The sequence below is a fragment of the Phenylobacterium haematophilum genome (genome assembly GCF_014196295.1).
Lineage (GTDB): Bacteria > Pseudomonadota > Alphaproteobacteria > Caulobacterales > Caulobacteraceae > Phenylobacterium > Phenylobacterium haematophilum.
This window is the reverse complement of the sequence record NZ_JACIDK010000001.1, coordinates 167736-191590: the sequence shown is the minus strand read 5'-3', so window position 1 is coordinate 191590 and position 23855 is coordinate 167736. Positions and strand designations below refer to the sequence as shown.

Genomic DNA, 23855 nt, shown 5'->3' with positions numbered 1-23855 from the left:
ATGGAAAGACCCGCCGAGTTCAGTGTGGTGGAGGCCGATGGCGGTCGCCGGGCGGTGCTGTCTGGCGACTGGACGGCGACCGCGGCCGGCGACGCCGTCAGCCGTCTGGTGGCCGCCGTCCAGGGCGAACAGCTCTCCGGGATCGATCTGACGCCGATCCGACGGCTCGACACCGCCGGAGCCTACGGCATCCTGCGCGCGCTGGCCGATCACCCCGCGGCCGACCGCATCGAGGCGCGCCCCGAGACCCACCGGCTGCTGGAGCTCGTCGCCGCGGCGGCCCGCAACAATCCGGACAAACGCCAGGAGCCGCGCGGCTTCTACGAACTGGCGATCCGCACCGGGCGAGGGGTGTTCAACCTCGGCACCGAAATCTTCGAGACCATGGTGTTCGTCGGCCACCTGCTGGTAGTGGTCGGCCGCACGATCGCCAACCCGGCCCGTATCCGTTGGGCCGCGTGCGTCTCGCTGGCCGAACGCGCCGGGCTCGACGCCATCCCGATCGTCACCCTCACCTCGTTCTTCATCGGCGCTGTCGTCGGACTGCTGGGCGCCAACATGCTGCGGCAGTTTGGGGCCGAGGTGTTCGCGGTCGAGCTGATCGGCATCGCCGTGTTCCGCGAGTTCAACATCCTGATCACCGCGATCCTCCTGGCCGGCCGCTCGGCTTCCTCCTTCGCAGCCGAGATCGGCTCGATGAAGATGAACCAGGAGGTCGACGCCATGAAGGTGCTCGGGGTCGACCCGTTCGAGGCGCTGGTCTTCCCGCGTTTCGCCGCGCTGCTGGCGATCATCCCGCTGCTGACCTTCGTGGCCACGATCGCCGGCCTGATGGGCGGCCTGCTCGTGACGTGGACCGTGCTCGACCTAGGCCCCGCCTTCTTCCTGCAGCGCATCCTCGATAATGTCGGCGTCACTCACTTCTGGATCGGCCTTTCGAAGGCGCCGATCATGGCCGCGGTGATCGCCGGCATCGGCTGCCGTCAGGGCATGGAAGTCGGCGGCGACGTGGAGTCGCTCGGCCGCCGCGTCACCGCCGCCGTCGTACACGCGATCTTCGCGATCATCCTCATCGATGCGGTATTCGCGCTGATCTACATGGAGATAGGTGTCTAAGTGTCGGATTTGACCGACAAACCCCTGCTCGATGACGATGGCCCGGCCATCGAGGTGCGCGGCCTGCGCTCGCAGTTCGGCGAGCATGTGGTGCACGAAGATCTCGATCTGACGGTCGAGCGCGGCGAGGTGCTGGGCGTGGTCGGCGGGTCTGGCACCGGCAAGTCTGTGCTGCTCAACTCGATCATCGGCCTTCGCCGGCCCGAAGCCGGCAGGATCAAGGTGCTGGGGCAGGACATCCAGCGCACCAGCCGGCGCCGCTGGTCGGAGATTGAGCGCAGCTGGGGCGTGCTCTTCCAGCAAGGGGCGCTGTTTTCGAACCTGACCGTGCGCGAGAACGTGGCTGCGCCGATGTATGAGCACACCAAGCTGCCTCGGCGGGTGGTGCACGAACTGGCCGACCTGAAAATCGCCCTCGTGGGCTTGCGCCCCGGCGCCGGCGACCTGAAGCCGGCCGAGTTGTCGGGCGGCATGCGCAAGCGTGCGGGCCTGGCCCGCGCGCTGGCCCTGGATCCGCAACTGCTGTTCCTCGACGAGCCGACAGCCGGCCTCGACCCGATCGGCGCCGGCGCGTTCGACGAGCTGATCCGCGACCTCTCCGACAGCCTAGATCTGACGGTGTTCATGATCACCCACGACCTCGACACGCTCTATTCGATCACGGACCGTGTGGCCGTCCTGGCCGACAAACACGTGGTCGAGGTGGCGCCGGTCGCCGAGCTTGAGCGTTCACAGCATCCGTGGATCAAAGAGTACTTCCTTGGACCGCGGGGCCGCGCCGCGGCCGAAGCGGCCCATAGAGCCGGGAATCCAGCCTGATGGAAAAAGACGCCAACTACGCCCTGGTGGGCTTTTCGACCCTGCTGCTGGTGACCGGCCTGCTGATCTTCGTGGTCTGGCTGGCTCGGCTGAGCTTCGCCCAGGACTATGACCTCTACGACATCATCTTTCAGGGACCCGTGCGTGGCCTGAGCCAGGGCGGCGAAGTCCACTTCAACGGCATCAAGGTCGGTGAAGTGACCAAGATTCAGCTCGACCCGGCCGATCCAAACCGCGTCATCGCCCGCGCGCGCGTCACTTCCGACGTGCCGATCAAGGTCGATTCCTACGCCACGCTGGAGCCGCAAGGCATCACCGGCATCAACTACGTGCAGATCACCGCCGGCTCGCCCTCCAAGCGGCTGCTCAAGGACACTGTCGATCCCGGCAAGGTGCCCAAGCTGCGCACCCAGCGCAGCGCACTGTCGGACCTGCTGGAAGGCGGCGGCACGGTGCTGACCCGCACGGTCGAGGCGCTGGACCGCGTAAACCGAGTGCTGTCCGATCAGAACATCAAGAAGTTCGGCGACGCGATCGAGGACGCCCAGGCCGTCACCGCCGAGCTGCGCGAGCGCAAGGCGCTGATCGGCGACGCGCAAAAGGCGCTGCAGAGCATCGACGCAGCGGCTGCGCAGATCACCGAACTCACCAAGTCGAGCCAGGACCTGGTCGACGGCGAAGGCAAGCGCACCCTCGCCAATCTGGCCGACGCCGCCGGCGAGGCGCAGGTCGCGGCCAAGGACATCCGCACCATGGTCGGGCGTCTGGAAGGTCCCACCAGCGACTTCGCTACGAATGGGCTGCCGCAGCTCACCTCGGCGATCCAGTCCCTCCAGCAGACCGCCGATTCCCTTGACCGGCTGATCCGCGACGTCGAAGCCAACCCCCGCGGCCTGGTCGGCAAATCCCCGGCCCAAGAGGTCAAGGTCAAGCCATGAACGCCCTGAAGCGCATCTTCCCCGCCCTCGCCCTGGCCGCCTGCGCCGCCCTGCTGGCCGGTTGCATCACCCTGCTGCCGGACGAAGAGCCGGCCCAGCTCTACCGGTTCGACGGCGACATCCAGCCAGCGGCCGCGAGCCAGGCCGCGCCGTTCGCAGTGGCGCGGCTGGGAGGCTCCTTCGTGCAAGCGGCGGCCAACGACCGCATCCTGACCATGACCGGCAGTCGCGCGGCCTATGTCGCCGGATCCCGCTGGGTTTCGCCGGCCTCAGTGCTGTTCAACGAGGCGCTGTCACGGGCGTTCGACGCGGACGCCGGTCCCGCGCGGTTGCTGACCCGCGGCGACTTCAGCAAGGCCGACTATGTGCTGCGCGTGGACGTCACCCAGTTCGAGGCGCAGTACAACCAGGGCCCGAAGGCCGCGCCGGAGATCGTGGTCACGATGCGCGCCACCCTGACGGGCCCGGACCGCGTGCTGGCCGGCTCACGCAATTTCGAGACGCGCGTACGGGCCGGCGACAACCGCGTCACGGCGATCGTCGCGGCCTATGACCAGGCGGTCGGACAGGCGCTGGGCGAACTGGTCGCGTGGACCAACGCCCGCGGGGTCTAAGGCTCCAGCCCGGCGATGCGCTTGGCGGCGGTGACGGTGTTCTTCAACAGGCACGCCACCGTCATCAGGCCGACGCCGCCCGGAACCGGCGTGATCGCGCCGGCGACCGCCGAGACTTCCTTATAGGCGACGTCTCCGACCAGCTTGGTCTTGCCCTCGGCGGCCTTCACCGGATCGCGGAACGGAACGCGGTTGATGCCGACGTCGATCACGGTCGCACCCGGCTTGATCCAATCGGCCTTGATCATCTGCGGGCGACCGACGGCGGCCACGAGTATGTCAGCCTCACGGCAGACGGCCGCCAGGTCCTGGGTGCGCGAGTGGGCGATGGTCACCGTGCAGTCGGCGGCCAGCAGCAGCTGGGCCACCGGCTTTCCGACCAGCACCGATCGGCCGACGACGACGGCGCGCTTGCCGCTCAGGTCGCCCAGCGTCTCGCGGAGCATGATCATGCAGCCAAGCGGCGTGCAGGGCACCAGCGAGGGCAGCCCCTGAGCCAGGCGGCCGGCGTTGACGACGTGCAGGCCGTCGACGTCCTTAGCCGGATCGATCGTTTCGATGACCGCCTTCTCGTCCAGCCCCTTGGGCAGCGGCAGCTGCACGAGGATGCCGTGGATCGCCGGATCGGCGTTGAGCTGGCGCACCAGGGTCAGCAGGTCGCTCTGGCTCACGTCGGCCGGCAGGCGGTGGGTGACCGAATGCATCCCGGCGGCCTTGGAGTGCTCGCCCTTGGAGCGGACATAAACCTGGCTGGCCGGATCCTCGCCGACCAGCACCACGGCCAGCCCCGGCTGCAGGCCATGCTGCGCCTTCAGCGCCGCGACCTCCTCGGCGACCTCGGCCCGCAAGCGTTCGGCCGTGACCTTGCCGTCGATGATCTGGGCCTGGGACATGCGCTCTCCTGGGGTCGGAACTGGCGCAGCCAGTACCCGTTCAGCCTGCGCCGCGCAATGCGGCGGGAGTTCTAGGCATGAGCGGCAAAGTCACCCACCTCTTCACCCAGTTCGCCACCGACATCTCGCGATTGACCGGACGTCCGCTGGCGTTTGTGACCTGCTGCGTCCTTGTCTTGCTGTGGGCGGTCAGCGGACCATTGTTCGGGTTTTCAGACACCTGGCAGCTGGTGATCAACACGTCCACGACCATCGTGACCTTCCTCATGGTGTTTCTCATTCAGAATACACAGAACCGGGACAACAACGCCCTTCACGCCAAGCTGGACGAGTTGATCCGCGTGTCGAAGGCGCACAACTCCTTCATCGGAATCGAAAATCTGCCCGACAAGGAGCTTGAGGAGATCCTCACCGAGCTGGATGAGGCCTCAACGCGCCTACGGAAGGAATCCGGCACGCCAAGCCGTCGACGCTCTCAACCCAAGGCGAAGGCGCCGGCCGCCAAACCCGCCCGCAAGCGCGCCTAGCGGCGCATCCAGGCCGCGACCGCCCAGGCGTGCGAGTCGTGGCGAAGCGACGCAATGGCCTCCGGGGGCGAAAGCCAGTCCAGCGTATGGTCCTCTTCGACCTTCAACCCGGCGTCCGGAGCCACGAGGTCGAGGACGAAGAAGGCGCTTCGGTTGTTCCAGGCCTCGCCGTCGGTGTTGACGAAGAACTGGTCGGCCAGGGCGAAGGATTCGCGGACCATGACCTTCAGCCCCGCTTCCTCGCCGTACTCGCGCACCACCCCCTCCTCGGGCGTCTCCCCAGGATCGACGCCGCCGCCGGGCAAGTCGATCCAGGTCGCACCGTCAGGTTTCGCGATCCGAACCACAGCAATCCGCTCGTCGCGCTCTAGGATCCCGAACGCCGCCGGCCGGTCGGCGTAGGTCCGACCCGCCCTGCGCTCGCCAAACTGCGGCACGGCGCGCACCGATCAGTCCTTGCCGTACAAGGAGTCGAACGGGTCGACCTTGCCCGCCAACACGTCGTCGACGCGCAGCACCGGCCAGCCGACCGTCGCCTTGTCGCTGCCGCGCCAGGCCGAGACGATCATGTCGCGCACCTCCGAGGCGCCCACCGCCAGACGGGCGGCGGCGAACTCGACGCCGCGCCGATCCCCGTCCTTAAGGCCGCCGGCCTTCTCCAGTTCGTAGAATGGGATGACGTAGGTGCTTGTATCGGTGAGATAATCCACCGTGCGCTTTTCGATCGGGCAGTCGCACGACTTGAGGGGCGCCATCTTCGCCGCCACTTCAGCAGGTTTGACGTTCTCGAAGACGAACTCGCTCTCGAACGGGCCATGGATGCGTGCGGTCGTGTAGCCGTTGGGATTCGGGTACTCGCCCCAGCCGTTGTAGTGCACGGTGACGTGCAGCGGCTGAGCCCCGTCGCCGACGAAGTGCGAGAGGTCGCCGATCGTCTGCAGGATTTGCGCCTCGCGGCGGATCAGGTCGCGCTTGTACCAGGCCTTGCGCACGGGATTTTTCTCGCGGGCCGCCATGTAGGTCAGCACCCGCCAGTAGCCGAAGTCCTTGGTCAGTTGCTGGTGGCGGTCGATGATCGAGTACGGCAGATAGCCCGCCTTCCAGCTGTCGAGGCTGGCGGCCTGCAGGCCCTTCTCATAGTCGGCGCGGGTCGAGGGCAGCGGCGTGAAGGACGGGCCGCCGAGCAGCTTGCCCTCCTCGTCGAGGTCGAGAAAGTGCCCGGCGTCGCGGTTGTGGTCATGGATTCGGCCCGCGCCCTTGGAGCGGTCCTGTTCGCGAGAGAGCTCGCCGATGTCGCGCACCGCCGTCGCATTGCGCAGGAAAGCCGGAACCTCGGCCGGCAGCGCCCGGGCTGCCGCTTCCCCCACCATTCGGTGCCCCATCGCGCCCCAGGCGTACGCCTGGGCGGGCAGGATGCAGAGCGCGGCGACGGCGGCGAGCAGCGGAGCTTTCATGCGATTCCGTTTAGGCGATCTTGAGCGCGGCCTCTACCCGCTTCACCCAGGACTGGACGCGTGGGTAGCGGCCCAGGTCGAAGCCTCCCTCGTGGGCGACGCGGGTGTAGGCGACGAGTGCGACGTCCGCGAGACTGAGGGCCTCGCCGACCAGGAACGGAGACGACGCCAGGCCGTCCTCGAGCCGCTGCAACGCCCCATTGCCCCGCTCGACCAGCCGAGCCTCGAGCTCGGAGACCGGCTTGCCGGCGTAGCGGACCTGGAAGCGGGCGACCGCGACGTAGGGTTCGTGGCTGTACTGCTCCCAGAACATCCATTCTAGCATCCGCGCGCGATCGTAGGCGTCGGTCGGGATCAGGTCGGAGCCCTCTGCGAGATGAATGATGATTGCGTTGGACTGCGCGAGCGGGCGCCCGTCATCGAGCACTACGACCGGCACCTGGCCGGCGGGATTGAGCGCCAGAAACTCCGCCGTGCGCGACTCGCCGCGCATGACGTCGGTCTCGATCCACTCGTAGCGACGGCCCAGATGGTCGGCCGTCCACTTTACCTTCAGGCAGTTTCCCGAGATGGAATCGCCATAGACGCGCATGCCTCAATCCCTTGTTCGCCAACGGGTTGATAGCCTCTCCCAGGCTGCGCTCAAAGCGCTCGTGTCGATATGTCGCGAGGATGCATCGTTCACGCGGGGTTGATCTGGCGCTCGGAGTCCGGGTACGAAGGCCGCCGCTGCCAAGAACAACGACGAAGGAGCCGCCGTCATGCGACGTCGCCTCGCCGCCCTTGCCGCCCTCCCCTTCTTCTTTGGGCTGTCACAAAGCGCACAAGCCGCGCCTCAAACCGACCCGCTTGGGGACCTGATTGTCTCGGCCCTGACCGGCGCGCTCCCGGGCACCCCGGACTTCCGTATGAAGGCCACGCTCTACCACGCCGGCGCCAAGGGCGTGGGCAACCTGGACTCCCTCGGCTGCAAGGTGGTCGCGATGCGCACCGTCGCCGTCGACACCAAGCTCATCCCGCGCCGCACGCGCCTGTTCATCAAGGAAACCGTGGGCCTGCCGATGCCCGACGGCTCCAAGCACGACGGATTCTGGTACGCCTCGGACACCGGCGGCGCGATCAAAGGCGAGAAGATCGACCTCTTCACCGGCCACGGTTCGTCCTCGATGCGCCCGCTGATGGCGCTGAACCTCGCCAAGCTCACGGTCGCGAAGGCCGGCGAGTTCAAGGGCTGCCCGCCCGTCTAAACAGGGCGGCGACAGGCCGCATAGCCTGGCTCCCCACACTGCCCGATCATGCTGTCAGGGCGCTGGAACGTCCCAGCGCCCTGAGCATTACAGCGTCCCTATCGCCGGGCGCGCCCCCGGCGCGCGCGGCGGCCATTGAAGGCCCGCTACCGTGTCCGACCTGAGTACAGGCGATATCGTCGAGTGCATCGACGACACGCCCAACCGTCCCGAGAGCCAGATCATGCCCGATCTCGGGGCGCTCTATACGATCACCAACATCCGGGCCGTTGGCGACGGCTCCAGCGTGCGGCTCAAGGAGCTGACGCCCAGCTGCTACCTGGGCGGCGTCTGCGCCTGCGGCGACTGCGGCTGGGACGCCGGCCGGTTTCGGAAAGTCTACCGCCCGAACGGCGAGCTCATCGCCGCGTTGATGTGCGATGTCCCCGATGAGGCGCCCGAGCTGGTCAACTAGAGCAGCCAGCCCCTTAGCCGCGCTCGCTACTGCCTGGCCATCGCCTGGGCCAGGTACGCCTTCACCTGCGCCTCCTTGTCCTCGAAGGCCTCGCCGGTCACGTCGACCAGCGCCTTCTTGACCGTACCGGTGAAGCGGAACGGCGACGTATAGTCCTCCATGACCGGCGAACCGGCGTCGGCGCCGACCACCACGCCCGCCGACAGGCCAAGCGAAAGCGGGATTGTGACCGGCAGCTCGCCTGCGCCTATCTGGTCGCCGTCGACGAACAGCTTGATGCTCGCCGGAACGCCTTTGCCGTTGGCGATGTCCGGCTTGCCGGTGGGCGTGAACTCGAAGCTCAGGACGTGATCGCCCTCGGGCACGGGGCTGTCGGACTGCACCTTGAAGCGCCGCTCGGCGACGTAGTTGTAGCCGTAGCAGAGCTTGCCGCCCTGGACATAGAAGACGAACCCGCCGTCATTGCCGCCCATGGAGTAGAGCGCCCCTTCCGCGCCGCCCTTCGGCACATTGACGTGAACCGAAATCGAGTGCGGGACATTGACAAGGCGTGGAGCGGCGTTGATGGGCACCGCCTGCGTGCCCGGATAATAGATGTACTGCTTGCGATCGACAGCGATCTGCGGGCGCTGATCCACCATTCGCAAGGTGCCTCGGCTGTCGATCGGCAGGACGTTGTACTTCCCGGCCTCGACGTACCACATGCCGATCATGGCGATCAGGCGCTCGCGCTCCTTGTCGGCAAGATTGTCCGTCTCGGCGAAGTCTTTTCCGAGATCGTAGAGTTCCCAGCCGTGAGCGTCCAACTCGGTCAGCTTGTCGTAATCGATCGGAGCGCCGAAGGTCAGGCCCGATTCGGTGAAGGATGTGCCCGGCCACGGACACACTGCGCGCCAGCCGTCGTGGTAGAGCGAGCGGTGCCCGAACATCTCGAAGTACTGGGTGATGTGCTTTGCCTCGGCCTTGGGGTCGTCGAATGACGATTTCAGGCTGAACCCTTCGATGGGATGCTGGGTGACGCCCCTGACGACCGCCGGCGGCTCGATCCCCAAGGCGTCGAGCACCGTCGGGACCATGTCGATGGCGTGGCAGTACTGGCTCCGGATCTCGCCCCTCGACTTAATGCCCCTGGGCCACGCGACGATGAACGGATCGGCCGTGCCGCCGCGATAGGTCTCGCGCTTCCAGCGCCGGAACGGGGTGTTGCCGGCATGCGTCCAACCCCAAGGGTAGTGATTGAAGTACTTCGGACCGCCAAGATCGTCGATCGCCGCCAGGTTTTGCTGGAGATCGTCGGCGACGTTGTTGAAGAACTTGCCTTCATTCACTGAGCCATTAGGGCCTCCCTCAGCGCTGGCGCCGTTGTCGGAGATCACCATGATCAGCGTGTTCTCGTACTCGCCCATCTCCTTGAGGAAGGCGATCAGTTCGCCGATATGATGATCCGTGTGTTCGAGGAAGCCGGCGAACACCTCCATCATCCGCGCATAGAGCTTGCGCTCGTCGGCAGGGAGCTTGCTCCAATCCTGGACGTCAGGATCGTGCCGCGACAGCTTGGCGCCGGCGGGGACGATCCCCAATTCCTTCTGCTTTGCGAACACCTTCTCGCGATAGGCGTCCCAGCCGTCGTCGAAGGCGCCCTTGTACCTGTCCGCCCATTCCTTGGGGACGTGGTGAGGCGCGTGCATGGCGCCTGTGCAGAAGTACATGAAGAACGGCTTGTCCGGCGCGACCTGCTTGGCGTCGGCGATCATCGCCTTGGCCTTCGCCACGAGGTCTGGGGTCAGGTGATAGCCCTCCTCCGGCGTTGTTTCGGGTTCAGTCTGAGAGTTGTCGCGGACGAGTTCTGGATAGTACTGGTGGGTGTCGCCTCCCAGGAAACCGTAATAGCGCTCGAAGCCGCGACCTAGCGGCCAGCGGTCGTAGGGGCCCGCGGCCGAGGTCGCTTCCGACGGCGTCAGGTGCCACTTGCCAAGGGCATAGGTGTTGTAGCCTTGCTGCTGGAGGATTTCCGACAGCATGCCGTTCTCGAACGGGATGTAGCCGTTGCCGCCTGGATACCCGGTGGAGCCCTCGGTGATGCAGGCCATGCCGTTCGAGTGGTGGTTGCGGCCCGTCAGCATGCACGAGCGCGACGGCGAGCAGAGCGCCGTGGTGTGCATGTTGTTGTAGCGCAGGCCGTCGGCGGCCAGTGCGTTCAGGTTCGGCGTGTTGATCGGACTGCCGTAACAACCGAGGTGCCCGAAGCCGGTGTCGTCGAGCACGATGAACAGAACGTTGGGCGATCCCTTGCGCGCGCGGTTCGGTTCGGGCCAGGCCGGCTTGGAGACGTCGAAGGTGCGGCCGATTACGCCGGGAAAGGCTTGGCCAGGTTCGTACTCGGTGAGCGCCATTGCAGGGTCCTCCCTAGGATTTGACGGCAGCCCCTTGCCCGCCGCCAACCTGCCCCGCCGCCTGGCGCCCTGAACATCGGGTGTTCCCCGGAACGTCTTCGCCGTATTCCAGCACGTCGCCGTGAGGATGCATGATCAAGCCCAACTTCTTTCTGATCACCGGCGGTCCCGGGGTCGGCAAGACCGCCCTGCTGGCCGAACTGCGCCGCCGCGGCGAGCGGGTCGTCGAGGAAACCCATCGGCGGGTGATCCGCGAGCAGGTCGCCAGCGGCGGGACCGCCCTGCCCTGGATCGACCAGGACGCCTACCTGGCGCGCGCCGCCCGTGAGGACATCGCGATATTCGACGGAATGGAGGATGTCAGGGAGCGGGTGTTCTTCGACCGCGGCATCCTCGACAGCATGATCGACGGACGGGCTCCCGGCTGGATGGAGGCGGCCGCCCGCACCCACCGCTACAGCCGGACGGTTTTCGTGCCCCCGCCGTGGCGCGAGATCTATACCCAGGACGACGAGCGCAAGCAGAGCTTCGAGGACTGCCTGGCCACGCACGAGGCCATACTCCGCCGGCTTCGCGCACTGTCCTACGAGGCGGTGACAGTCCCGGAGGGAAGTCCGGCCGAACGCGCCGAGTTCGTGCTGAGCCTGGCCCGGGCGCCCCTCGCCTAAAACGGCGAGGCGACGGCGCTCCAGCGGGAAGGCGCAGTTGCGAGCAGCTGAACCTGTTCGAGAGCGCCTAGGTTTCGACGAAGGCCTTTTCGAGCACGAAGTCGCCCGGCGAAGCGAGCGAACCCTCCTCGTAGCCGCGCTCGACCAGGATGGTCTTGAGGTCGGCCAGCACCGAGGGGCCGCCGCAGAGCATCAGGCGATCGACGGCCGGATCCAGCGGCGGTACGCCGAGGTCCTCGAAGATCTTGCCCGAGGTGATCAGGTCGGTGATGCGGCCCTGGGTGCGGAACGGCTCGCGGGTGACGGTCGGGTAGTAGCGGAGCTTGTCGCCGATCACTTCGCTGAGGATCTCGTCCTCGCGCAGGTCCTTTTCGAACAGCTCGGCATAGTTCAGGTCGGCGACGTTGCGCACGGTGTGGGTGACGATCACCTCGTCGAAGCGGTCGTAGACCTCCGGGTCGCGGGCCAGCGACAGCCAGGGGGCCAGGCCCGTGCCGGTGCCGACCATGTAGAGCCGCTTGCCGGGCTTGAGGCCGTCGAGCACCAGGGTGCCGGTCGGCTTCTTGCCGATCAGCACCTCGTCGCCGACCTTGATCTTCTGCAGGCGCGAGGTCAGCGGGCCGTCGGCGACCTTGATCGAGTAGAACTCCAGCTCGTGGTGCCACGACGGGCTGGCGATGGAATAGGCGCGCACCAGCGGCTTGCCGTCGACTTCCAGGCCGACCATCACGAATTGGCCCGACGAGAACCGCAGGCCCGGATCGCGGGTGGTGCGGAACGAGAACAGCTCGTCGGTCCAGTGCTGGACCCAGGTCACCGTCTCGACCATGAAGGCGCCGCGCGTCTTGGATGCGGCCGGGGCCGCAGCGATTACATCAGTCATGACAAGTCTTTAGCTGTCGTAGGGTCTGCGGCGAAAGGGGCCGCCGACAAAGGTTGGAGCGTATGTAGCAACGCCGTCGTCAGATGTCGCCGCCGACATTGTCGACGGCGCCCGGGGCGCGGGCGACGTGGATGCCGCATTCGGTCTTGTCCTGACCGGCCCAGCGTCCGGCGCGGACGTCCTGGCCCTCCTCCACCGGCTTGGTGCACGGCCAGCAGCCGATCGACGGGAACCCCTGGGCGACCAGCGGGTGAGCCGGCAGGTCATGCTCGGCCATATAGGCGTCCAGCTCGGCCTTGCCCCAGTTGGCCAGCGGATTGAACTTCACCTGGCCGTCGGCCTGCTCGACCACGGGCAGCGACAGGCGGTCGCCGCCATGGAAGCGCTTGCGGCCGGTGATCCAGGCGTCGAACTCGACCAACGCCTTGTCGAGCGGGATGACCTTGCGCACCTCGCAGCAGGCGTCGGTGTCGGTCTGCCAGAGCTTGGCGTTGGGATCGGCGACGGCAAGGTCGTTGTAGGCCGGGCGCAGGTCGCGCACGTCGGTCAAGCCGAGCTTGGCCGCCAGGTTCTTTCGATAGTCGAGCGTCTGGCCGAACAGCATGCCGGTATCGAGGAACAGCACCGGCACGTCCGGCTTGATCTTCGAGATCATGTGCAGCAGCACCGCGGACTCGGCCCCGAAGGACGAGACCAGGGCCAGCTTGTCGCCGAACGCCTCGACCGCCGATTCCAGCACGGTGGCCGGATGGGCGTGGCGCAGCTCGGCGTCGAGCCGGGCCGCGAGGGTTGGACGCTCCAACTGATCGAAGGCCATGGTCAGCTCACTCCCTTTCGGCGAAGGCCGGCGCACGGCGGTCGGCCGCGCGCTGGTAGACGTGGCGTTGGCGGTGGGCGGCGTGCGCCCATTGCTCGGGGGTCGAGCCGTCGGCCGGCTCGAAGGCGTCGAAGCCGACGCGGACCATGAAGCCGGCCTGCTCGCGCAGGACGTCGCCCACGGCGCGGACCTCGCCGGTGAAGCCGTAGCGCTCGCGCAGCAGGCGCGCGGCGGTGTAGGCGCGGCCGTCGTTGAACTTCGGGAACGCGACGGCGACCAGCGCGATGCGCGGCAGGTCGTAGGCCAGCACCTCGACCTCTTCGGCCGGCTCCAGCCGCACGCCGACCGAGCGGCCCTCGGCGAGCAGGCGCTCGCCCTCGCTCTGGAACCGGGTCAGCGAGATGATCAGGTCCCCGCGGACCAGGTCTTCGTCGTCGGAGACATGCGTGTAGGGGTCTTCGGCCAGCGAGAACTGGCCGTCCGTCAGCTTAATTCGCGTCGGCATAGACGGCCTCCTTGAAGGGAACGACGCCGGTGCGGCGGAAGGTGTCGAGGAAGCGCTCCTGGCCCTGGCGTTCGCGCAGATAGACCTCGACCAGGGTGTCGATGGCGGGCGCCACGCGCTCGGCCGGCAGGGCCGGGCCGAGCATGGAGCCGACAGAGGCGTCCTCCGCCCCCGAGCCGCCCAGGGTGAGCTGGTAGAACTCCTCGCCCTTCTTATCGACGCCGAGGATGCCGATGTGGCCGACGTGGTGGTGGCCGCAGGCGTTGATGCAGCCGCTGATCTTGATCTTAAGTTCGCCGATCAGTTCGGCCCGCTCCTGGTCGGCGAACGTGCGGGCGATGTCCTGAGCGATCGGGATCGCCCGGGCGTTGGCCAGGGCGCAGTAATCGAGGCCCGGGCAAGCGATCATGTCGGTGATCAGGTTGACGTTCGGTGTCGCCAGGCCAGCCGCGTTCAGCGCCGCATAGAGCGCCGGCACGTCGTCGAGCTTTACGTGCGGCAGGACCAGGTTCTGCTCGTGGGTGACGCGGATGTCGTTCTGGCCGTAGCGCTCGGCCAGGTCAGCGACGATGTCCATCTGATCGGAGGTGGCGTCGCCGGGGGTTTCGCCGATGGCCTTCAGCGAGATCTCGACGATCGTGTAGCCGGCGCGCTTGTGCTCACGCAGGTTATTGCGCGCGAAACGTGCCAGGCCCGGATCGGCGGCCTTGGCGGCCTCGAACACTTCCGAGCGGTTGACCAGCGGCTCGAAGGCGGTCGGAGCGAACGCGCCGCGGATGCGGGCGATCTCGGTGTCCGGCAGATCGCTCTCCGGGCCGATCTTCAGCCATTCTTCCTCGACCTGACGGGCGAACTCCTCGGCCCCGAGGGCCGAGACCAGGATCTTGATGCGGGCCTTGTACTTGTTGTCCCGCCGGCCGTGGCGGTTAAAGACGCGAAGGATCGCTTCCAGGTACGAGACCAGGCGATTGGCCGGCAGGAATTCCTTGATCGTGGGGCCGACGAACGGCGTGCGGCCGAGGCCCCCGCCGACGATCACCTCGAAGCCCAGCGTGCCGTCACGGCCGCGGCGCATCATCAGGCCGATGTCGTGGACCTTGGCGGCCGTTCGGTCCTTCGCAGCGCCGGTGATAGCGATCTTGAACTTGCGCGGCAGGAAAGAAAATTCCGGGTGCAGGCTGGACCACTGGCGGATCGCCTCGGACCAGACGCGCGGATCGTCGACCTCTTCGGCCGTCGCGCCGGCATAGGGGTCGGCGGTGGTGTTGCGGATGCAGTTGCCGCTGGTCTGGATGGCGTGCATGTCGACCGCCGCCAGCTTGTCCAGGATGTCCGGCGTGTCGGCCAGCTTGATCCAATGGAACTGCAGGTTCTGGCGGGTCGTGAAGTGGCCGTAGCCCTTGTCGTAGGTGCGGCCGATATCGGCCAGCACGCGCAGCTGGGTCGGGTTCAGCGAGCCGTAGGGAATCGCAACGCGCAGCATGTAGGCGTGCAACTGAAGATAAAGGCCGTTCATCAGCCGGATCGGCTTGAACTGGTCCTCGGTGATCTCGCCGGCCAGACGCCGGCCGACCTGTTCGCGGAACTCGGCGGCGCGGTCGGCCAGGAATTCCTTATCGAGGGTGTCGTACTGGTACATGGCCCTCCCCTCTCTAACGCTTGATCAGATTGACGCGGCCCTTGGAGCGGGCGGCGCCGGACGCGTGCTGCAGGGCTTCGATGGCGGCTCCGCCTTCGGCCTGCTTGCCGTGGTGCAGGTGATTGGTGGGCCCGAGCGCGCGCAGGCGCTCGCGGTAGCTGACCGGCGCCCACAGGCCTTCGCTTTCGATAAGGTCGATCAGGTAGGGATCGACGATCATCGTTTGCATGGTCTTGGCGTGCGCCTCGGCCGCCTCGCCAGCCTCGGCGGACTCGAAGAGCTCGGCGTCGGCGAAGCGCTCGACCCAGGCCCCAGCCTTCCAGAAGACGACTTCGCCGTCGGTGAGGCGATTTCCGGTCAGGGCTTTCATTTCACACGCAACTCAAGTTTCGGTTCGAAGGCGGCGCTATCGCCGGAAGCTTGGGCCAAGGCCATAGCCTCGCCGACGATCAGCAGAGCCGGGCCCGACACCTGTTCGGCGGCGGCCGGCAGCTCGGCCAGGGTGGTGACGATGCGGCGTTCGTCGGAGCGGCTGGCGTTCTCGACCACCAGAGCCGGCGTCGAACCGGCGCGCCCGGCGCCGATCAGCCGAGCGGCGATTCCTGCGGCGGCCGACACGCCCATGTAGATCACGACCGTCTGGTTGGCCTTGGCCAGGCTTTCCCAGTCCAGGCCTGGCTCGCTGCCCGACGCGGCGTGGCCGGTGACGAAGGTGACCGCCTGGGCCGAGCCGCGGTGGGTGAGCGGCGCACCGGCGTTCGCGCTGGCGGCCAGGGCGGCGGTGACGCCCGGCACCACGTGGCATTCGACGCCCGCCTCGCGGCAGGCTTCGAGCTCTTCGCCCCCGCGGCCGAAGATGAACGGGTCGCCGCCCTTCAGGCGCACCACCTTCAAGCCCTCCTGGGCGAAGGCGACCAGCATGCGGTTGATCTCGTCCTGGGCGTAGGCGTGCCGCGACTTGCGCTTGGCGACGCTGATGCGGCGGGCCGAAGCCGGCGCCAGGTCGAGGATGTCGTCGGTGACCAGGCCGTCGTGGACGACGACCTCGGCGGCCTGCAACGCCTTAAGCGCCTTGAGGGTCAGCAGTTCGGGGTCGCCAGGACCAGCGCCCACCAGCCAGACCGCGCCGGCGGCGCGACGGCGCGCCCCGCCCAGCACCACGAGGCGCTGGCCGCTCTCGTTTTTGGGCTTGCGGTGAGGCATTGTTTTTAGCTTCTCTAAACGCCAGAGCTTGAATGTAAGAGCGGGACGGGCTTGCACCCGCCCCGCCACATTATCCGCCGACGAAAAGGGCCAATACCTCGGCGAACGGTTGCAAATTGGCTGTGAAGAGGCCAATTCGCAACCCAAGGACTTCTGCCGGGGGTGTCAGGAAAACTCGATGGAGCGTAACGCGGAACGCCGACGATTGCCGCCACTCAACGCCCTGCGGGCGTTCGAGGCGGCCGCGCGGCACCTGAATTTTTCTAGGGCTGCGGACGAACTGTCCGTCACGCCCGGCGCCGTCAGCCAACAGATTCAGAACCTGGAGGACTATGTCGGCGCGGCGCTGTTCAAGCGCACGCCGAAGGGCCTGTTGCTGACCGACGCGGCGCAGACGGCCCTGCCCGCCCTGCGCGAGGCGTTCGACCGCCTAGCCGAGGCCGCCTCAATGCTGACCGCGGCGGTTGACGGACGGCGTCTTACGCTGACCGCCGCGCCGTCGTTCGCGGCCAAGTGGCTGGTGCCGCGGCTGGGCCGATTCGAAGAGCTGCACCCGCAGGTCGACGTGTGGCTGTCGGCGGGGCTGGAACTGGTCGATCTGACCGCCGGCGAAGTCGACGTGGCGATCCGCTACGGGGCCGGCCGCTACCCCGGGCTGGAGGTTCGCCGGCTGATCGGGGAGACGGTGATTCCCGTGCTTTCTCCGGAACTTGCCGCGAATATCGCACTCAACGAACCCGCGGATCTGGCCAATCACATCCTGCTGCATGACGGCTCGCCCGAGCCGGACGATTCCTGCCCCGACTGGACCATGTGGCTGGCGGCCCGCGGCCTGCGCGGCATCGACGGGGCGCGCGGCCCGCGGTTCAACCAGTCGAGCCTGGTGATCGAAGCGGCGGTGAACGGCCGCGGCGTTGCGCTGGCCAAGCGCACTCTGGCACAGGCCGACCTGGACGCCGGCCGCCTGGTCGCCCCGCTGCAGATCGCGACGGCGGTCGATTTCGCCTATTACGTGGTGCATCCCAAGGCCAAAGGGCGGCTGCCGCAGGTCAAGGCGTTCATCAACTGGATCGCCGCCGAGGCCGAAGCCCACGAGGCCGCGCTAAGAAGCCTGGACAACGGGGCCGGGATTTAGTCCTAAGCGGCCATGAAAATCGTTGTTGATGAACGGCCCTTGCCGGCCGACTGCGAGACCATGCTCGACGTCCGCAAGGGCGTCGATGCTTTGGACCGCGCGCTTGTTCTGATGCTGGCCGAGCGCCAGCGCTACATGGACGCCGCCGCCCGCATCAAGTCCGAGCGCCACACGGTGCTGGATACGGCGCGGATCGAGGACGTGGTGACCAAGGTCAAGGCCGCCGCCCGCGAGGCCGGCCTGTCCGAGGAGATCGCCGAGCCGGTGTGGCGGCTGCTGATCGATCGCTGCATCGCCTATGAGTTCGGCGTCTGGGATCAGCTGCGCGGCGTGCGCAACGACTGAAGCGCCCGCTCGTGAGCGTAGGCCGCCACGTCGGCCAGCGCCGCGTCGAGCGCGTCCTTGACCAAATCCAGCGCGCCCGGGCCGGCGGCCTCGGCGCGCTCGCAGGCATCGCCCAGCTGGAACGCGCCCACGCCGCGAGCCGCGCCCTTGATGGTGTGAACCGCGTCCCGCCAGCCTTCCGAGGCCGGGTCGAGCAGCGCCGCCCAGATCGCCGCCTGTTCGCGGAACAGGGCGAGCACCTCGTCAATCACGTCGCCATCGCCGGCCGTGAAGGATTCGAGGTATTTGAAGTCCACCGCCCCGGTGATGTCGCGCCTCGCCATGATAATTCCCGCTCTGAACGCCGACTCGACCCCGACGTGCCCTTGCTCAGGTTGCCGCCGGCCTAACAAGGACTTCGCCGCATGAAGATTCTGGTCGGCGCCCCCACCTAAAACGGCGAGGTGACCGTGCAATAAACCCGCTCAATGCTGGAATTGCAGGGCATGCTGGGCCCGGCGATGGCCGACGAGAACGGCGTGGCGATGAGCGAGAACGTCTCGTTCCGCCATCGCTGGCGGGCGCTGGGCGGGAAGAACTGGGCCTGTTCGACCACTATATCGGCCACACCGGGCCCTACACCTTGCGTCCAATGCCGGCCGAATGACAAAGACGCTTGCAACGCAGTTCGAGACTCGCTAACAGGACGCCTCCCCAGCGGGGCCGCGAGCGAAACGCTCTCCGGACCGGTCGGGGAAACAACCGCAAAGCCTTATGGCGTAACGGTTATGGGTGTATAGCTCAGTTGGTAGAGCAGCTGACTCTTAATCACCCGCCATTCCAATAAAATCAGCACCTTAGCTCCACAACCGGCCGCATTTCTGCGCTCGCAAACCCTTGCGCCCCGTAGCCGGTGTAAAACTTTTCGGGCCTGAAAACGGCCTCCGAGCGCGCGCTCGATTGACTCCAATGTTCCACTTCTGTTCACGTCGAGGACATGAAGCTCTCGAACGTCATCCCCCTGCCCCCACGGCCTAAGCCGGCCCGCGTCGTTCCATTGATCGGGATCGTCGGCGACGGCGGCCGGATCACCTTCCACAAGCCCAGGCCGAAGTGAGATGCGCCAGTTTCCCGCCCCCTGGTCCATCGAAGACAACGGCTCGTCGTGGTGCGTGTCCGACGCGAGCGGCTTTCGCATGGTCTGGTTCTGCTATGGCGGCGGGGTCGTGATCGGGACCAACCCGGATCGGCTCACGCGCGATGAGGCGCGCAGGCTGGCGCTCGGATACGCGAAACTGCCAGAGCTGATGGCGAAGGCCGGGTAGATGCTGCGGGCCGGGCGCCACTCCGGCTTGTCCGCTCTGGGCCTTGGCTTACCGCCAGACATCCGCTCGGCGTCCCGAGCCAGATACGTGTCATTCGCGGGGGCTCCAACCCGCTTCCACGCCGCCGCAGCACATTGATTCTAAGCAGTTTTCGCTTTGATGGAAGGCCTGATCGAGGTAGAAACGGCCATGCTTCGCGCCGCCACCAGATCCGGGACAACCACGCAGGCCTAACCGCCTGCGTCGTTCAGTGGCAGGACGCGCCTTTCGTACGGTCGAAACCGGGATTCGATTCCTCGCGCAGGCTCCAGCCACTCCGTTGTCGGGACGTGGTGCAATGGACAGCACGGCAGTTTCCTAAACCGACGATGCAGGTTCGATTCCTGCCGTCCCGGCCAACTCCCTATCCCCGCTTCGCCGCCCGCTCGGCCTTGTCCGTCAGAATGAAGTCGCTGAAGTGCTCGCCGAATGGATCGTGCGCCCCGCCGCGCTCGACGAGCCGCATGTAGTCGGCGTCGCACATGGCGTTGGCCCAGCGGACGAGCGCGACCTGATCCGGGAAGCGCTCGCCGCCCCGCGCCGTCACGATGTGGATCTTCCCGCCGGCCTGGCTGATCAGGCGGAGGCGCTCGCGGTCTTCGGGGTCGAGGCGGGGCATAAGACCATAACGCAAAAGACCCGCCCTGGGTCAGGGACGGGCCAGTTCAGGCGTCTAGCGCCAGGTGTTTCGCGACCGGTGGGGTCGATGCTGTCGAGGTCACCGCCCTAGCTGTCCGGTGGATGGGCGGCGCAGCCAGAAACCGCCGCCTCGAGCTCCATCTCACGGGCCGCGCGCATGTCGCGCTCGACCAGGAGCGTTCGCATCTGCTCGAAGATGTCGGCCGCCACCGGCGCCCTCAGCGTCGGATAGTCAGGCTTCGGGTCGAGCTTCGGCGCGCACGGTTGGAACACCGGCACGGTCACGGTCCGGTAGACGATGCGCTCTTTCGGGGTGGCGCAGGCGGTCAGGGCTAGCGCTGCGCCGCCCGCAGCCAACAGCCGCGCTAGGCGGTGATGTGCTTGACCGCCCACATGACCGCCTCTTCGATCTTGGTCTTGGCCAGCGAGATCTCGCGGCTGTGGCCGATCCCATCGACCAGCGTGTGGAACGCCAAGCCCATGTCTTTGATCTCCTGCATTTGCGCCTTTTCGGCGTCCGACAGGACGCGATAGGCGTGACGCATCACGTTGTTGACGGTGCGTTCGTCCGACGTGCTGTTCACGGTCGTCATTGCTGTGCTCATGTTGCCCGTGGATGGCGACGGGGCGCGCCACAGCGGGGGCAACAGCGCCGCCCGTTCTGTTCGTGAGGGTGGACTTCATTTCACGTCCTCCGAGATGACTTGCACGTAAAGCGCCGCGGCGGCCTCGCACTGGCCGGCGGCCGGCGTCGGGAGCTTCGCCAGCCGGTCGGCTCGCTTGCGGTACTGCGCAGCTTCCTGGCGGGCTTTGGCGACCGCTGCATCAGCGTCGCGCCGCACCTGATCGGCCTTGGCCTTCCACGCCTTCACCTGGGCGGTCTGTTGCTCGATCTCGCCGTTCGCCTGGGCCAGCGTCGCCCTGCACTCGCCCCAGGCTTGGTTGGTGGTGACGAGATCCGCGCGAAGCTCTTTGTTCTGGCGCTTGGCCGCCTGCTCGCCGAGCGAGGCGAACGCCGTGATGGCGACCATGACCAGGATTAGGATGCCCGCGACGACGGCGGCCATGCGCATTCCGATGACGTCGAACATCAGGCGAGACCTTTCAGGCAGAGGGCGCGCTCGTCGGCGCGGCGATTGGCGAGGCCGCGGGACACCTCAAGCTTGCCGGTGACCGGGTTGCGGGCCTTGTTCCACCAGGCCAGCGCTTCGCACGCGCCGGCGTAGTCCCCTCGCCGCGCTCGCTGGGCGGCCGTGGAGCCGCACGCGGCGGCGACGCCGACGTTGTAGCCGAACGACACGAACGCGGCCTGTACGGCTGGCGGAGCAGCCTGCGGCAGGCATTCGGTAATCGGCGCGCCATGGAGGATCGCCGAGCGCTGGAACATGGCCCTGCACTCAGCGTCGCTGTAGCGGCGGTTTTGGACCCCCGCCGTCTCGCCCCAGCACACGGTTCGAATGCCGGCGATGTCGCGATAGGGGTCGTTGGAGTAGCCTTCCCACTTCTTGATCGTGGGCTCGGCCAGCGCCAGGACGACGGCCAGGCTAGCGCCGGCGCCGATGGCGGTTGTGCGCAGCGCGCTCATTGGTCGACCGTCTGACGGCCGCGAGCGCGCGGACTGCCGACAAGGCGCTCGATCATGTCCGTCAGGTACTTGAGCTGTTCCTGCACCCGGACGAGCGCGATGGTCGTCTGGCTGTGCGCAGCGGCCTCCGCGTCGGCGCGGGCCGTGATCGCGGCCAGCTCCAGGCGTACCTGCGCGCGAAGGTCGTTCTGGTCCTTCTCGACCTCGGCGATGGTCTGCTTGTTGCTGTTGATGCGGCCTTCGAGGCGGACGAGCCACACAATCCCGCCGATCGCTGGGATGATGACGCTGGCGAGCAATCCCGCGATTTCAATCATGCGGCATCGCTCCGCGGCACATGGCGGGTGGTCATTCGGGCGTGTCTCCGTCCGAGGGTTGTCGATGTCTGGAGGTGGCGCCGGCGCCAGTGGCGCGCGCGGCTGGGTTGTGAGAGGATGCGCGGCGATGTCCGACAAGCAGATCATCGACGCTGAGTTTCAGGTCGCCGAGCGGAGGCTCACTGTCTCGTGGGTGTCAGCCGTCCTTTATGTGGCGATGGTCGCGTTCCTGATGTGGGTCGCCTACAAGGAACCCGACATTGCGCCGGCGCTCGTATTTGGCGCGGCGCTCATTTACCCCGTTCACCGGCTGTTCGGGCTTCTCGCAGCGCCGCGTCTCCAGTCACAAGAAGTGGAGCAGCTCGCCCAACGGCTGCGCGCAAACGCGCGTCCCGGGCGCGAGCGGCGTTAAGCGAGTTCAGGACGCGGGTCATCTCGTCCTCGTCCGTCAGGGCGCGAGCCAGGGCCAGGTTCGCATCAGGATCACCGATCACGCTGCGGCTCTTGCGGGGTAGGCTCTTGATCGCCGCCTGAGCGGCCTTTCGTGCCGCACCGCCCACATTGCCGGTCAGCACATCACCAGCAGCGTCACGGTAGTCGAAGCCCTCCGCCTCAAGGTCGGCGCGAGCCGCCCGACGCGCTTCAGTGGGCGAACCGCCGAGGATGCGGCTATTGACGTCCCGCTCCGCCACGCGGCGCGCAGCGCTCTCCATGAAATTCGCGAAGGCTTGATCATCAGGGAACGCCAGAGCCAGACGATCGGCATTCTCCTCGGACCGGAGCAGTTTTCGCAGCGCGCCGACATCACCCTTACTGGACCGCACCTCCGCGATCAGCGCTTCCCCGACGCCCTTCCTGAACATGTCGCGCTCGACATCGTTCATCTCATTGACGCGGCGCCGCAGGAGTTCAGAGGACATGTCCCCCTTAGCCGAGAAGGCGTCTCGTCCAAGCTCCAAGGCGTTGACGTGGCCGCTCTCGTCGCCCCAAATCTTCATGAACTCGTCATAGTCCGGGTTCGCTTTGCGTAGAGCTTGCCCGTACTCGCTCCGCAATTTGGCTGTCGCGGCGCCCAGGCCGTTGCCCACCTCCAGCTTTCCGGTCACCGCATTGCGGTAGGCCTCCAGTTCCTGGTCGATACCCTTCTTGATGTAGTGCAGCGTCTTCATCGTCGGGCGTGAGATGATGAACTCGGTGTCTTCCAACGGAGCCTCAACGCGAACCTCGCGTTGCTTGGGGACATCGCGGAAGCCTCCCCCCGGCACCCGCTCCTTGACCATCTCCGTCACCGTCTCCGACGTCGGCTTGCCAGGAACCCGGACCATTTCAATGCCGAGATCATTGGGGTTCACGCCGTCGCGGCGCGCGATTTCCATGGCATAGTCGATGGCCTTTTTGGGAACGCGCGACATGAGAGGACTGATCTCCGCGCCAAAGGCCGCGGGGTCGATCGGCGCTGCAAAGGCGCGCTGACGGGCTGGCTCCGCAGCGAGCGCTCGCGAGGCCATCGTAGCATCGAGCGTGTCGAAATAGTCGTCGCGCCCGCCAAGGTCGCGGGCGATATCCCCTTTGGTACGGTTAACGGCGGCATCCTCATAGTCGCGCACTGCCCGCCGGATGACGCCGCGTCCGGGGCCCGGCGAGTTCGTGAGCACGTCGGCCAGCTCAGTGAGGCTTTCGCCGCCCTGGTGGATCGGCATAGCGCCGGGCGCGGCCTGCGACACCTCGCCGGCCAGCCGGTCGCGTGCCTGGGCGCGTTCGATGGCCCGAGCAGCGCGAACGTCGGGCTCCAGCGGCTTGGCGACGCGTGCCGGCAGCGGTTTGGCTGCACCGGGCACGGCGCGCAGTCCCATGAGGGCGCTGTTCAGGTCGCCTTCAATGGCCTGCGCGGCCTCGTCGCCGGAAAGCTGGCGCGGCGCCTGGCCGAAACGTTCGTCCCAAGGCGCGGCCGGGCGCTCGTAGGCCCGCGGGCCGTAGGTCGCCAGGGCGCGTGAGGCCGGGCCGGTGACTTGGTTCGTGGTGATGCCTTGGAGGAAGCCTGCGCCAAGGCCGAGTAGGCGTGCGGCACTGTCAGGGCCGCCGCCGCGCTCGACGTCTGCGGCCACCGCTTCCCACGCCGGACGAACCGCCCGCGTAAGATCCTTCACCGGATCGAACACCGGCCCCGCCGCCTTCCCCGACTTCGCCGCCGGCTGGATGATGCGAAAGCCGCCCTTTTTCTCCTCCGGCTTGGAGCCGTCAGCGGCCTGGATGACGCGGAAGCCCATCAGTCGATCACTCCGAAATGGCCTTCCGGCGAGATGGCGTAGGAGCCCTTGGGA

The 23855-nt window shown here is 67.0% G+C and carries 31 protein-coding genes and 2 tRNA genes; 13 read left to right on the top strand and 20 right to left on the bottom strand.

The genetic code is table 11. The features are described 5' to 3' along the window. Genes GGQ61_RS01015 through GGQ61_RS01000 form a run of 4 tightly spaced genes read left to right on the top strand, consistent with a single transcriptional unit; the run spans window position 1 to window position 3487 of the window. Window positions 1-1116 (top strand): MlaE family ABC transporter permease, encoded by a 1116-nt coding sequence (locus tag GGQ61_RS01015; RefSeq protein ID WP_183769514.1) that lies wholly within the window; start codon window positions 1-3, stop codon window positions 1114-1116. Window positions 1117-1125: 9 nt separating this feature from the next. Then, window positions 1126-1935 carry an ABC transporter ATP-binding protein gene (locus GGQ61_RS01010; RefSeq protein ID WP_221220803.1) on the top strand — a complete coding sequence of 270 codons (810 nt, stop codon included), beginning with the start codon at window positions 1126-1128 and terminating at the stop codon, window positions 1933-1935. Further along, window positions 1935-2873 carry an MlaD family protein gene (locus GGQ61_RS01005; RefSeq protein ID WP_183769512.1) on the top strand — a complete coding sequence of 313 codons (939 nt, stop codon included), beginning with the start codon at window positions 1935-1937 and terminating at the stop codon, window positions 2871-2873. Before GGQ61_RS01010 ends, GGQ61_RS01005 begins: the two co-directional genes overlap by 1 nt. Further along, window positions 2870-3487 (top strand): ABC-type transport auxiliary lipoprotein family protein, encoded by a 618-nt coding sequence (locus GGQ61_RS01000; protein ID WP_183769511.1) that lies wholly within the window; start codon window positions 2870-2872, stop codon window positions 3485-3487. The genes GGQ61_RS01005 and GGQ61_RS01000 overlap by 4 nt, the downstream gene beginning before the upstream one ends. On the opposite strand, the gene folD is transcribed toward GGQ61_RS01000, so the two are convergent. Next, window positions 3484-4380, bottom strand: a complete 897-nt coding sequence (gene folD, locus GGQ61_RS00995) for a bifunctional methylenetetrahydrofolate dehydrogenase/methenyltetrahydrofolate cyclohydrolase FolD (protein WP_183769510.1) — start codon at window positions 4378-4380, stop codon at window positions 3484-3486. The two genes, GGQ61_RS01000 and folD, sit on opposite strands and share 4 nt — an antisense overlap. 77 nt (window positions 4381-4457) lie before the next feature. On the opposite strand from folD, the gene GGQ61_RS00990 reads away from it, so the two are divergent. After that, window positions 4458-4907: a low affinity iron permease family protein gene (locus tag GGQ61_RS00990; protein WP_183769509.1), complete on the top strand. Its 450-nt coding sequence runs from the start codon at window positions 4458-4460 to the stop codon at window positions 4905-4907. Here GGQ61_RS00990 and GGQ61_RS00985 read toward each other — a convergent pair. Genes GGQ61_RS00985 through GGQ61_RS00975 form a run of 3 tightly spaced genes read right to left on the bottom strand, consistent with a single transcriptional unit; the run spans window position 4904 to window position 6953 of the window. Beyond that, complete coding sequence (locus GGQ61_RS00985; RefSeq protein ID WP_343055968.1) at window positions 4904-5353, bottom strand: NUDIX domain-containing protein; 450 nt, start codon at window positions 5351-5353, stop codon at window positions 4904-4906. The genes GGQ61_RS00990 and GGQ61_RS00985 overlap by 4 nt on opposite strands. A 3-nt stretch (window positions 5354-5356) precedes the next feature. Then, window positions 5357-6361 (bottom strand): phospholipase C/P1 nuclease family protein, encoded by a 1005-nt coding sequence (locus GGQ61_RS00980; protein ID WP_183769508.1) that lies wholly within the window; start codon window positions 6359-6361, stop codon window positions 5357-5359. A 10-nt stretch (window positions 6362-6371) separates the two neighbouring features. Then, window positions 6372-6953: a glutathione S-transferase family protein gene (locus GGQ61_RS00975; protein ID WP_183769507.1), complete on the bottom strand. Its 582-nt coding sequence runs from the start codon at window positions 6951-6953 to the stop codon at window positions 6372-6374. 169 nt (window positions 6954-7122) lie between these two features. On the opposite strand from GGQ61_RS00975, the gene GGQ61_RS00970 reads away from it, so the two are divergent. Both GGQ61_RS00970 and GGQ61_RS00965 read left to right on the top strand, forming a co-directional pair. Next, window positions 7123-7608, top strand: coding sequence for a 3D domain-containing protein (locus tag GGQ61_RS00970; RefSeq protein WP_183769506.1), 486 nt, complete (start codon window positions 7123-7125; stop codon window positions 7606-7608). A 151-nt stretch (window positions 7609-7759) separates the two neighbouring features. Next, a complete protein-coding gene (locus tag GGQ61_RS00965; RefSeq protein WP_183769505.1) occupies window positions 7760-8062 on the top strand; it encodes a hypothetical protein in 303 nt (100 codons plus the stop codon). Between the two features lie 26 nt (window positions 8063-8088). On the opposite strand, the gene GGQ61_RS00960 is transcribed toward GGQ61_RS00965, so the two are convergent. Next, entirely contained in the window at window positions 8089-10455 is a 2367-nt protein-coding gene (locus tag GGQ61_RS00960) for an arylsulfatase (RefSeq protein WP_183769504.1), read from the bottom strand. Window positions 10456-10586: 131 nt separating this feature from the next. Between GGQ61_RS00960 and GGQ61_RS00955 the strand changes: the two genes are divergently transcribed. Then, window positions 10587-11123, top strand: coding sequence for an AAA family ATPase (locus GGQ61_RS00955; RefSeq protein WP_183769503.1), 537 nt, complete (start codon window positions 10587-10589; stop codon window positions 11121-11123). A gap of 67 nt (window positions 11124-11190) precedes the next feature. Here the strand turns inward: GGQ61_RS00955 and GGQ61_RS00950 are convergent, their stop codons facing one another. The 6 genes from GGQ61_RS00950 to cobA form a co-directional block, all read right to left on the bottom strand. Next, complete coding sequence (locus tag GGQ61_RS00950) at window positions 11191-12006, bottom strand: ferredoxin--NADP reductase (protein WP_183769502.1); 816 nt, start codon at window positions 12004-12006, stop codon at window positions 11191-11193. A 79-nt stretch (window positions 12007-12085) separates the two neighbouring features. Beyond that, window positions 12086-12823: a phosphoadenylyl-sulfate reductase gene (locus GGQ61_RS00945; protein WP_183769501.1), complete on the bottom strand. Its 738-nt coding sequence runs from the start codon at window positions 12821-12823 to the stop codon at window positions 12086-12088. Between the two features lie 7 nt (window positions 12824-12830). After that, window positions 12831-13328 carry a DUF934 domain-containing protein gene (locus GGQ61_RS00940; RefSeq protein ID WP_183769500.1) on the bottom strand — a complete coding sequence of 166 codons (498 nt, stop codon included), beginning with the start codon at window positions 13326-13328 and terminating at the stop codon, window positions 12831-12833. After that, a complete protein-coding gene (locus tag GGQ61_RS00935) occupies window positions 13312-14967 on the bottom strand; it encodes a nitrite/sulfite reductase (protein WP_183769499.1) in 1656 nt (551 codons plus the stop codon). Before GGQ61_RS00935 ends, GGQ61_RS00940 begins: the two co-directional genes overlap by 17 nt. A gap of 13 nt (window positions 14968-14980) precedes the next feature. Then, window positions 14981-15337, bottom strand: coding sequence for a DUF2849 domain-containing protein (locus GGQ61_RS00930; RefSeq protein ID WP_183769498.1), 357 nt, complete (start codon window positions 15335-15337; stop codon window positions 14981-14983). After that, on the bottom strand, window positions 15334-16170 hold the full coding sequence (gene cobA / locus GGQ61_RS00925) for a uroporphyrinogen-III C-methyltransferase (protein ID WP_183769497.1): 837 nt from the start codon (window positions 16168-16170) through the stop codon (window positions 15334-15336). The genes GGQ61_RS00930 and cobA overlap by 4 nt, the downstream gene beginning before the upstream one ends. Before the next feature lie 178 nt (window positions 16171-16348). Here cobA and gcvA point away from each other — a divergent pair, with 178 nt between their 5' ends. After that, window positions 16349-17305 (top strand): transcriptional regulator GcvA, encoded by a 957-nt coding sequence (gene gcvA, locus GGQ61_RS00920; RefSeq protein WP_183769496.1) that lies wholly within the window; start codon window positions 16349-16351, stop codon window positions 17303-17305. A gap of 12 nt (window positions 17306-17317) precedes the next feature. After that, complete coding sequence (locus GGQ61_RS00915; protein ID WP_183769495.1) at window positions 17318-17650, top strand: chorismate mutase; 333 nt, start codon at window positions 17318-17320, stop codon at window positions 17648-17650. Here the strand turns inward: GGQ61_RS00915 and GGQ61_RS00910 are convergent. Both GGQ61_RS00910 and GGQ61_RS00905 read right to left on the bottom strand, forming a co-directional pair. After that, a complete protein-coding gene (locus GGQ61_RS00910; RefSeq protein ID WP_183769494.1) occupies window positions 17623-17973 on the bottom strand; it encodes an Hpt domain-containing protein in 351 nt (116 codons plus the stop codon). The genes GGQ61_RS00915 and GGQ61_RS00910 overlap by 28 nt on opposite strands. Window positions 17974-18080: 107 nt before the next feature. Beyond that, window positions 18081-18257 carry a hypothetical protein gene (locus GGQ61_RS00905; RefSeq protein ID WP_183769493.1) on the bottom strand — a complete coding sequence of 59 codons (177 nt, stop codon included), beginning with the start codon at window positions 18255-18257 and terminating at the stop codon, window positions 18081-18083. A 490-nt stretch (window positions 18258-18747) separates the two neighbouring features. Here GGQ61_RS00905 and GGQ61_RS00900 point away from each other — a divergent pair, with 490 nt between their 5' ends. The 3 genes from GGQ61_RS00900 to GGQ61_RS00890 all read left to right on the top strand — a co-directional run bounded on the left by GGQ61_RS00900 (window position 18748) and on the right by GGQ61_RS00890 (window position 19352). Next, window positions 18748-18954, top strand: coding sequence for a hypothetical protein (locus tag GGQ61_RS00900; RefSeq protein WP_183769492.1), 207 nt, complete (start codon window positions 18748-18750; stop codon window positions 18952-18954). A gap of 236 nt (window positions 18955-19190) precedes the next feature. Beyond that, window positions 19191-19264 (top strand) — tRNA-Thr (locus GGQ61_RS00895). Between the two features lie 13 nt (window positions 19265-19277). Then, window positions 19278-19352 (top strand) — tRNA-Arg (locus tag GGQ61_RS00890). A 5-nt stretch (window positions 19353-19357) separates the two neighbouring features. Here GGQ61_RS00890 and GGQ61_RS00885 read toward each other — a convergent pair. The 7 genes from GGQ61_RS00885 to GGQ61_RS00855 form a co-directional block, all read right to left on the bottom strand. Beyond that, window positions 19358-19612 carry a hypothetical protein gene (locus tag GGQ61_RS00885; protein WP_183769491.1) on the bottom strand — a complete coding sequence of 85 codons (255 nt, stop codon included), beginning with the start codon at window positions 19610-19612 and terminating at the stop codon, window positions 19358-19360. A gap of 107 nt (window positions 19613-19719) precedes the next feature. Beyond that, window positions 19720-20025, bottom strand: coding sequence for a hypothetical protein (locus tag GGQ61_RS00880; protein ID WP_183769490.1), 306 nt, complete (start codon window positions 20023-20025; stop codon window positions 19720-19722). Then, window positions 19998-20225 carry an Acb2/Tad1 domain-containing protein gene (locus GGQ61_RS00875; RefSeq protein ID WP_183769489.1) on the bottom strand — a complete coding sequence of 76 codons (228 nt, stop codon included), beginning with the start codon at window positions 20223-20225 and terminating at the stop codon, window positions 19998-20000. Before GGQ61_RS00875 ends, GGQ61_RS00880 begins: the two co-directional genes overlap by 28 nt. 87 nt (window positions 20226-20312) lie before the next feature. Beyond that, a complete protein-coding gene (locus GGQ61_RS00870; protein WP_183769488.1) occupies window positions 20313-20723 on the bottom strand; it encodes a hypothetical protein in 411 nt (136 codons plus the stop codon). After that, the gene (locus GGQ61_RS00865; protein WP_183769487.1) at window positions 20723-21217 is read right to left on the bottom strand and encodes a lysozyme; all 495 of its coding nucleotides are present in this window, start codon (window positions 21215-21217) and stop codon (window positions 20723-20725) included. The genes GGQ61_RS00870 and GGQ61_RS00865 overlap by 1 nt, the downstream gene beginning before the upstream one ends. Beyond that, window positions 21214-21534 (bottom strand): hypothetical protein, encoded by a 321-nt coding sequence (locus tag GGQ61_RS00860; protein ID WP_183769486.1) that lies wholly within the window; start codon window positions 21532-21534, stop codon window positions 21214-21216. Before GGQ61_RS00860 ends, GGQ61_RS00865 begins: the two co-directional genes overlap by 4 nt. A 290-nt stretch (window positions 21535-21824) precedes the next feature. Next, window positions 21825-23801, bottom strand: coding sequence for a hypothetical protein (locus GGQ61_RS00855; protein ID WP_183769485.1), 1977 nt, complete (start codon window positions 23799-23801; stop codon window positions 21825-21827). Between the last annotated feature and the right edge of the window lie 54 nt (window positions 23802-23855).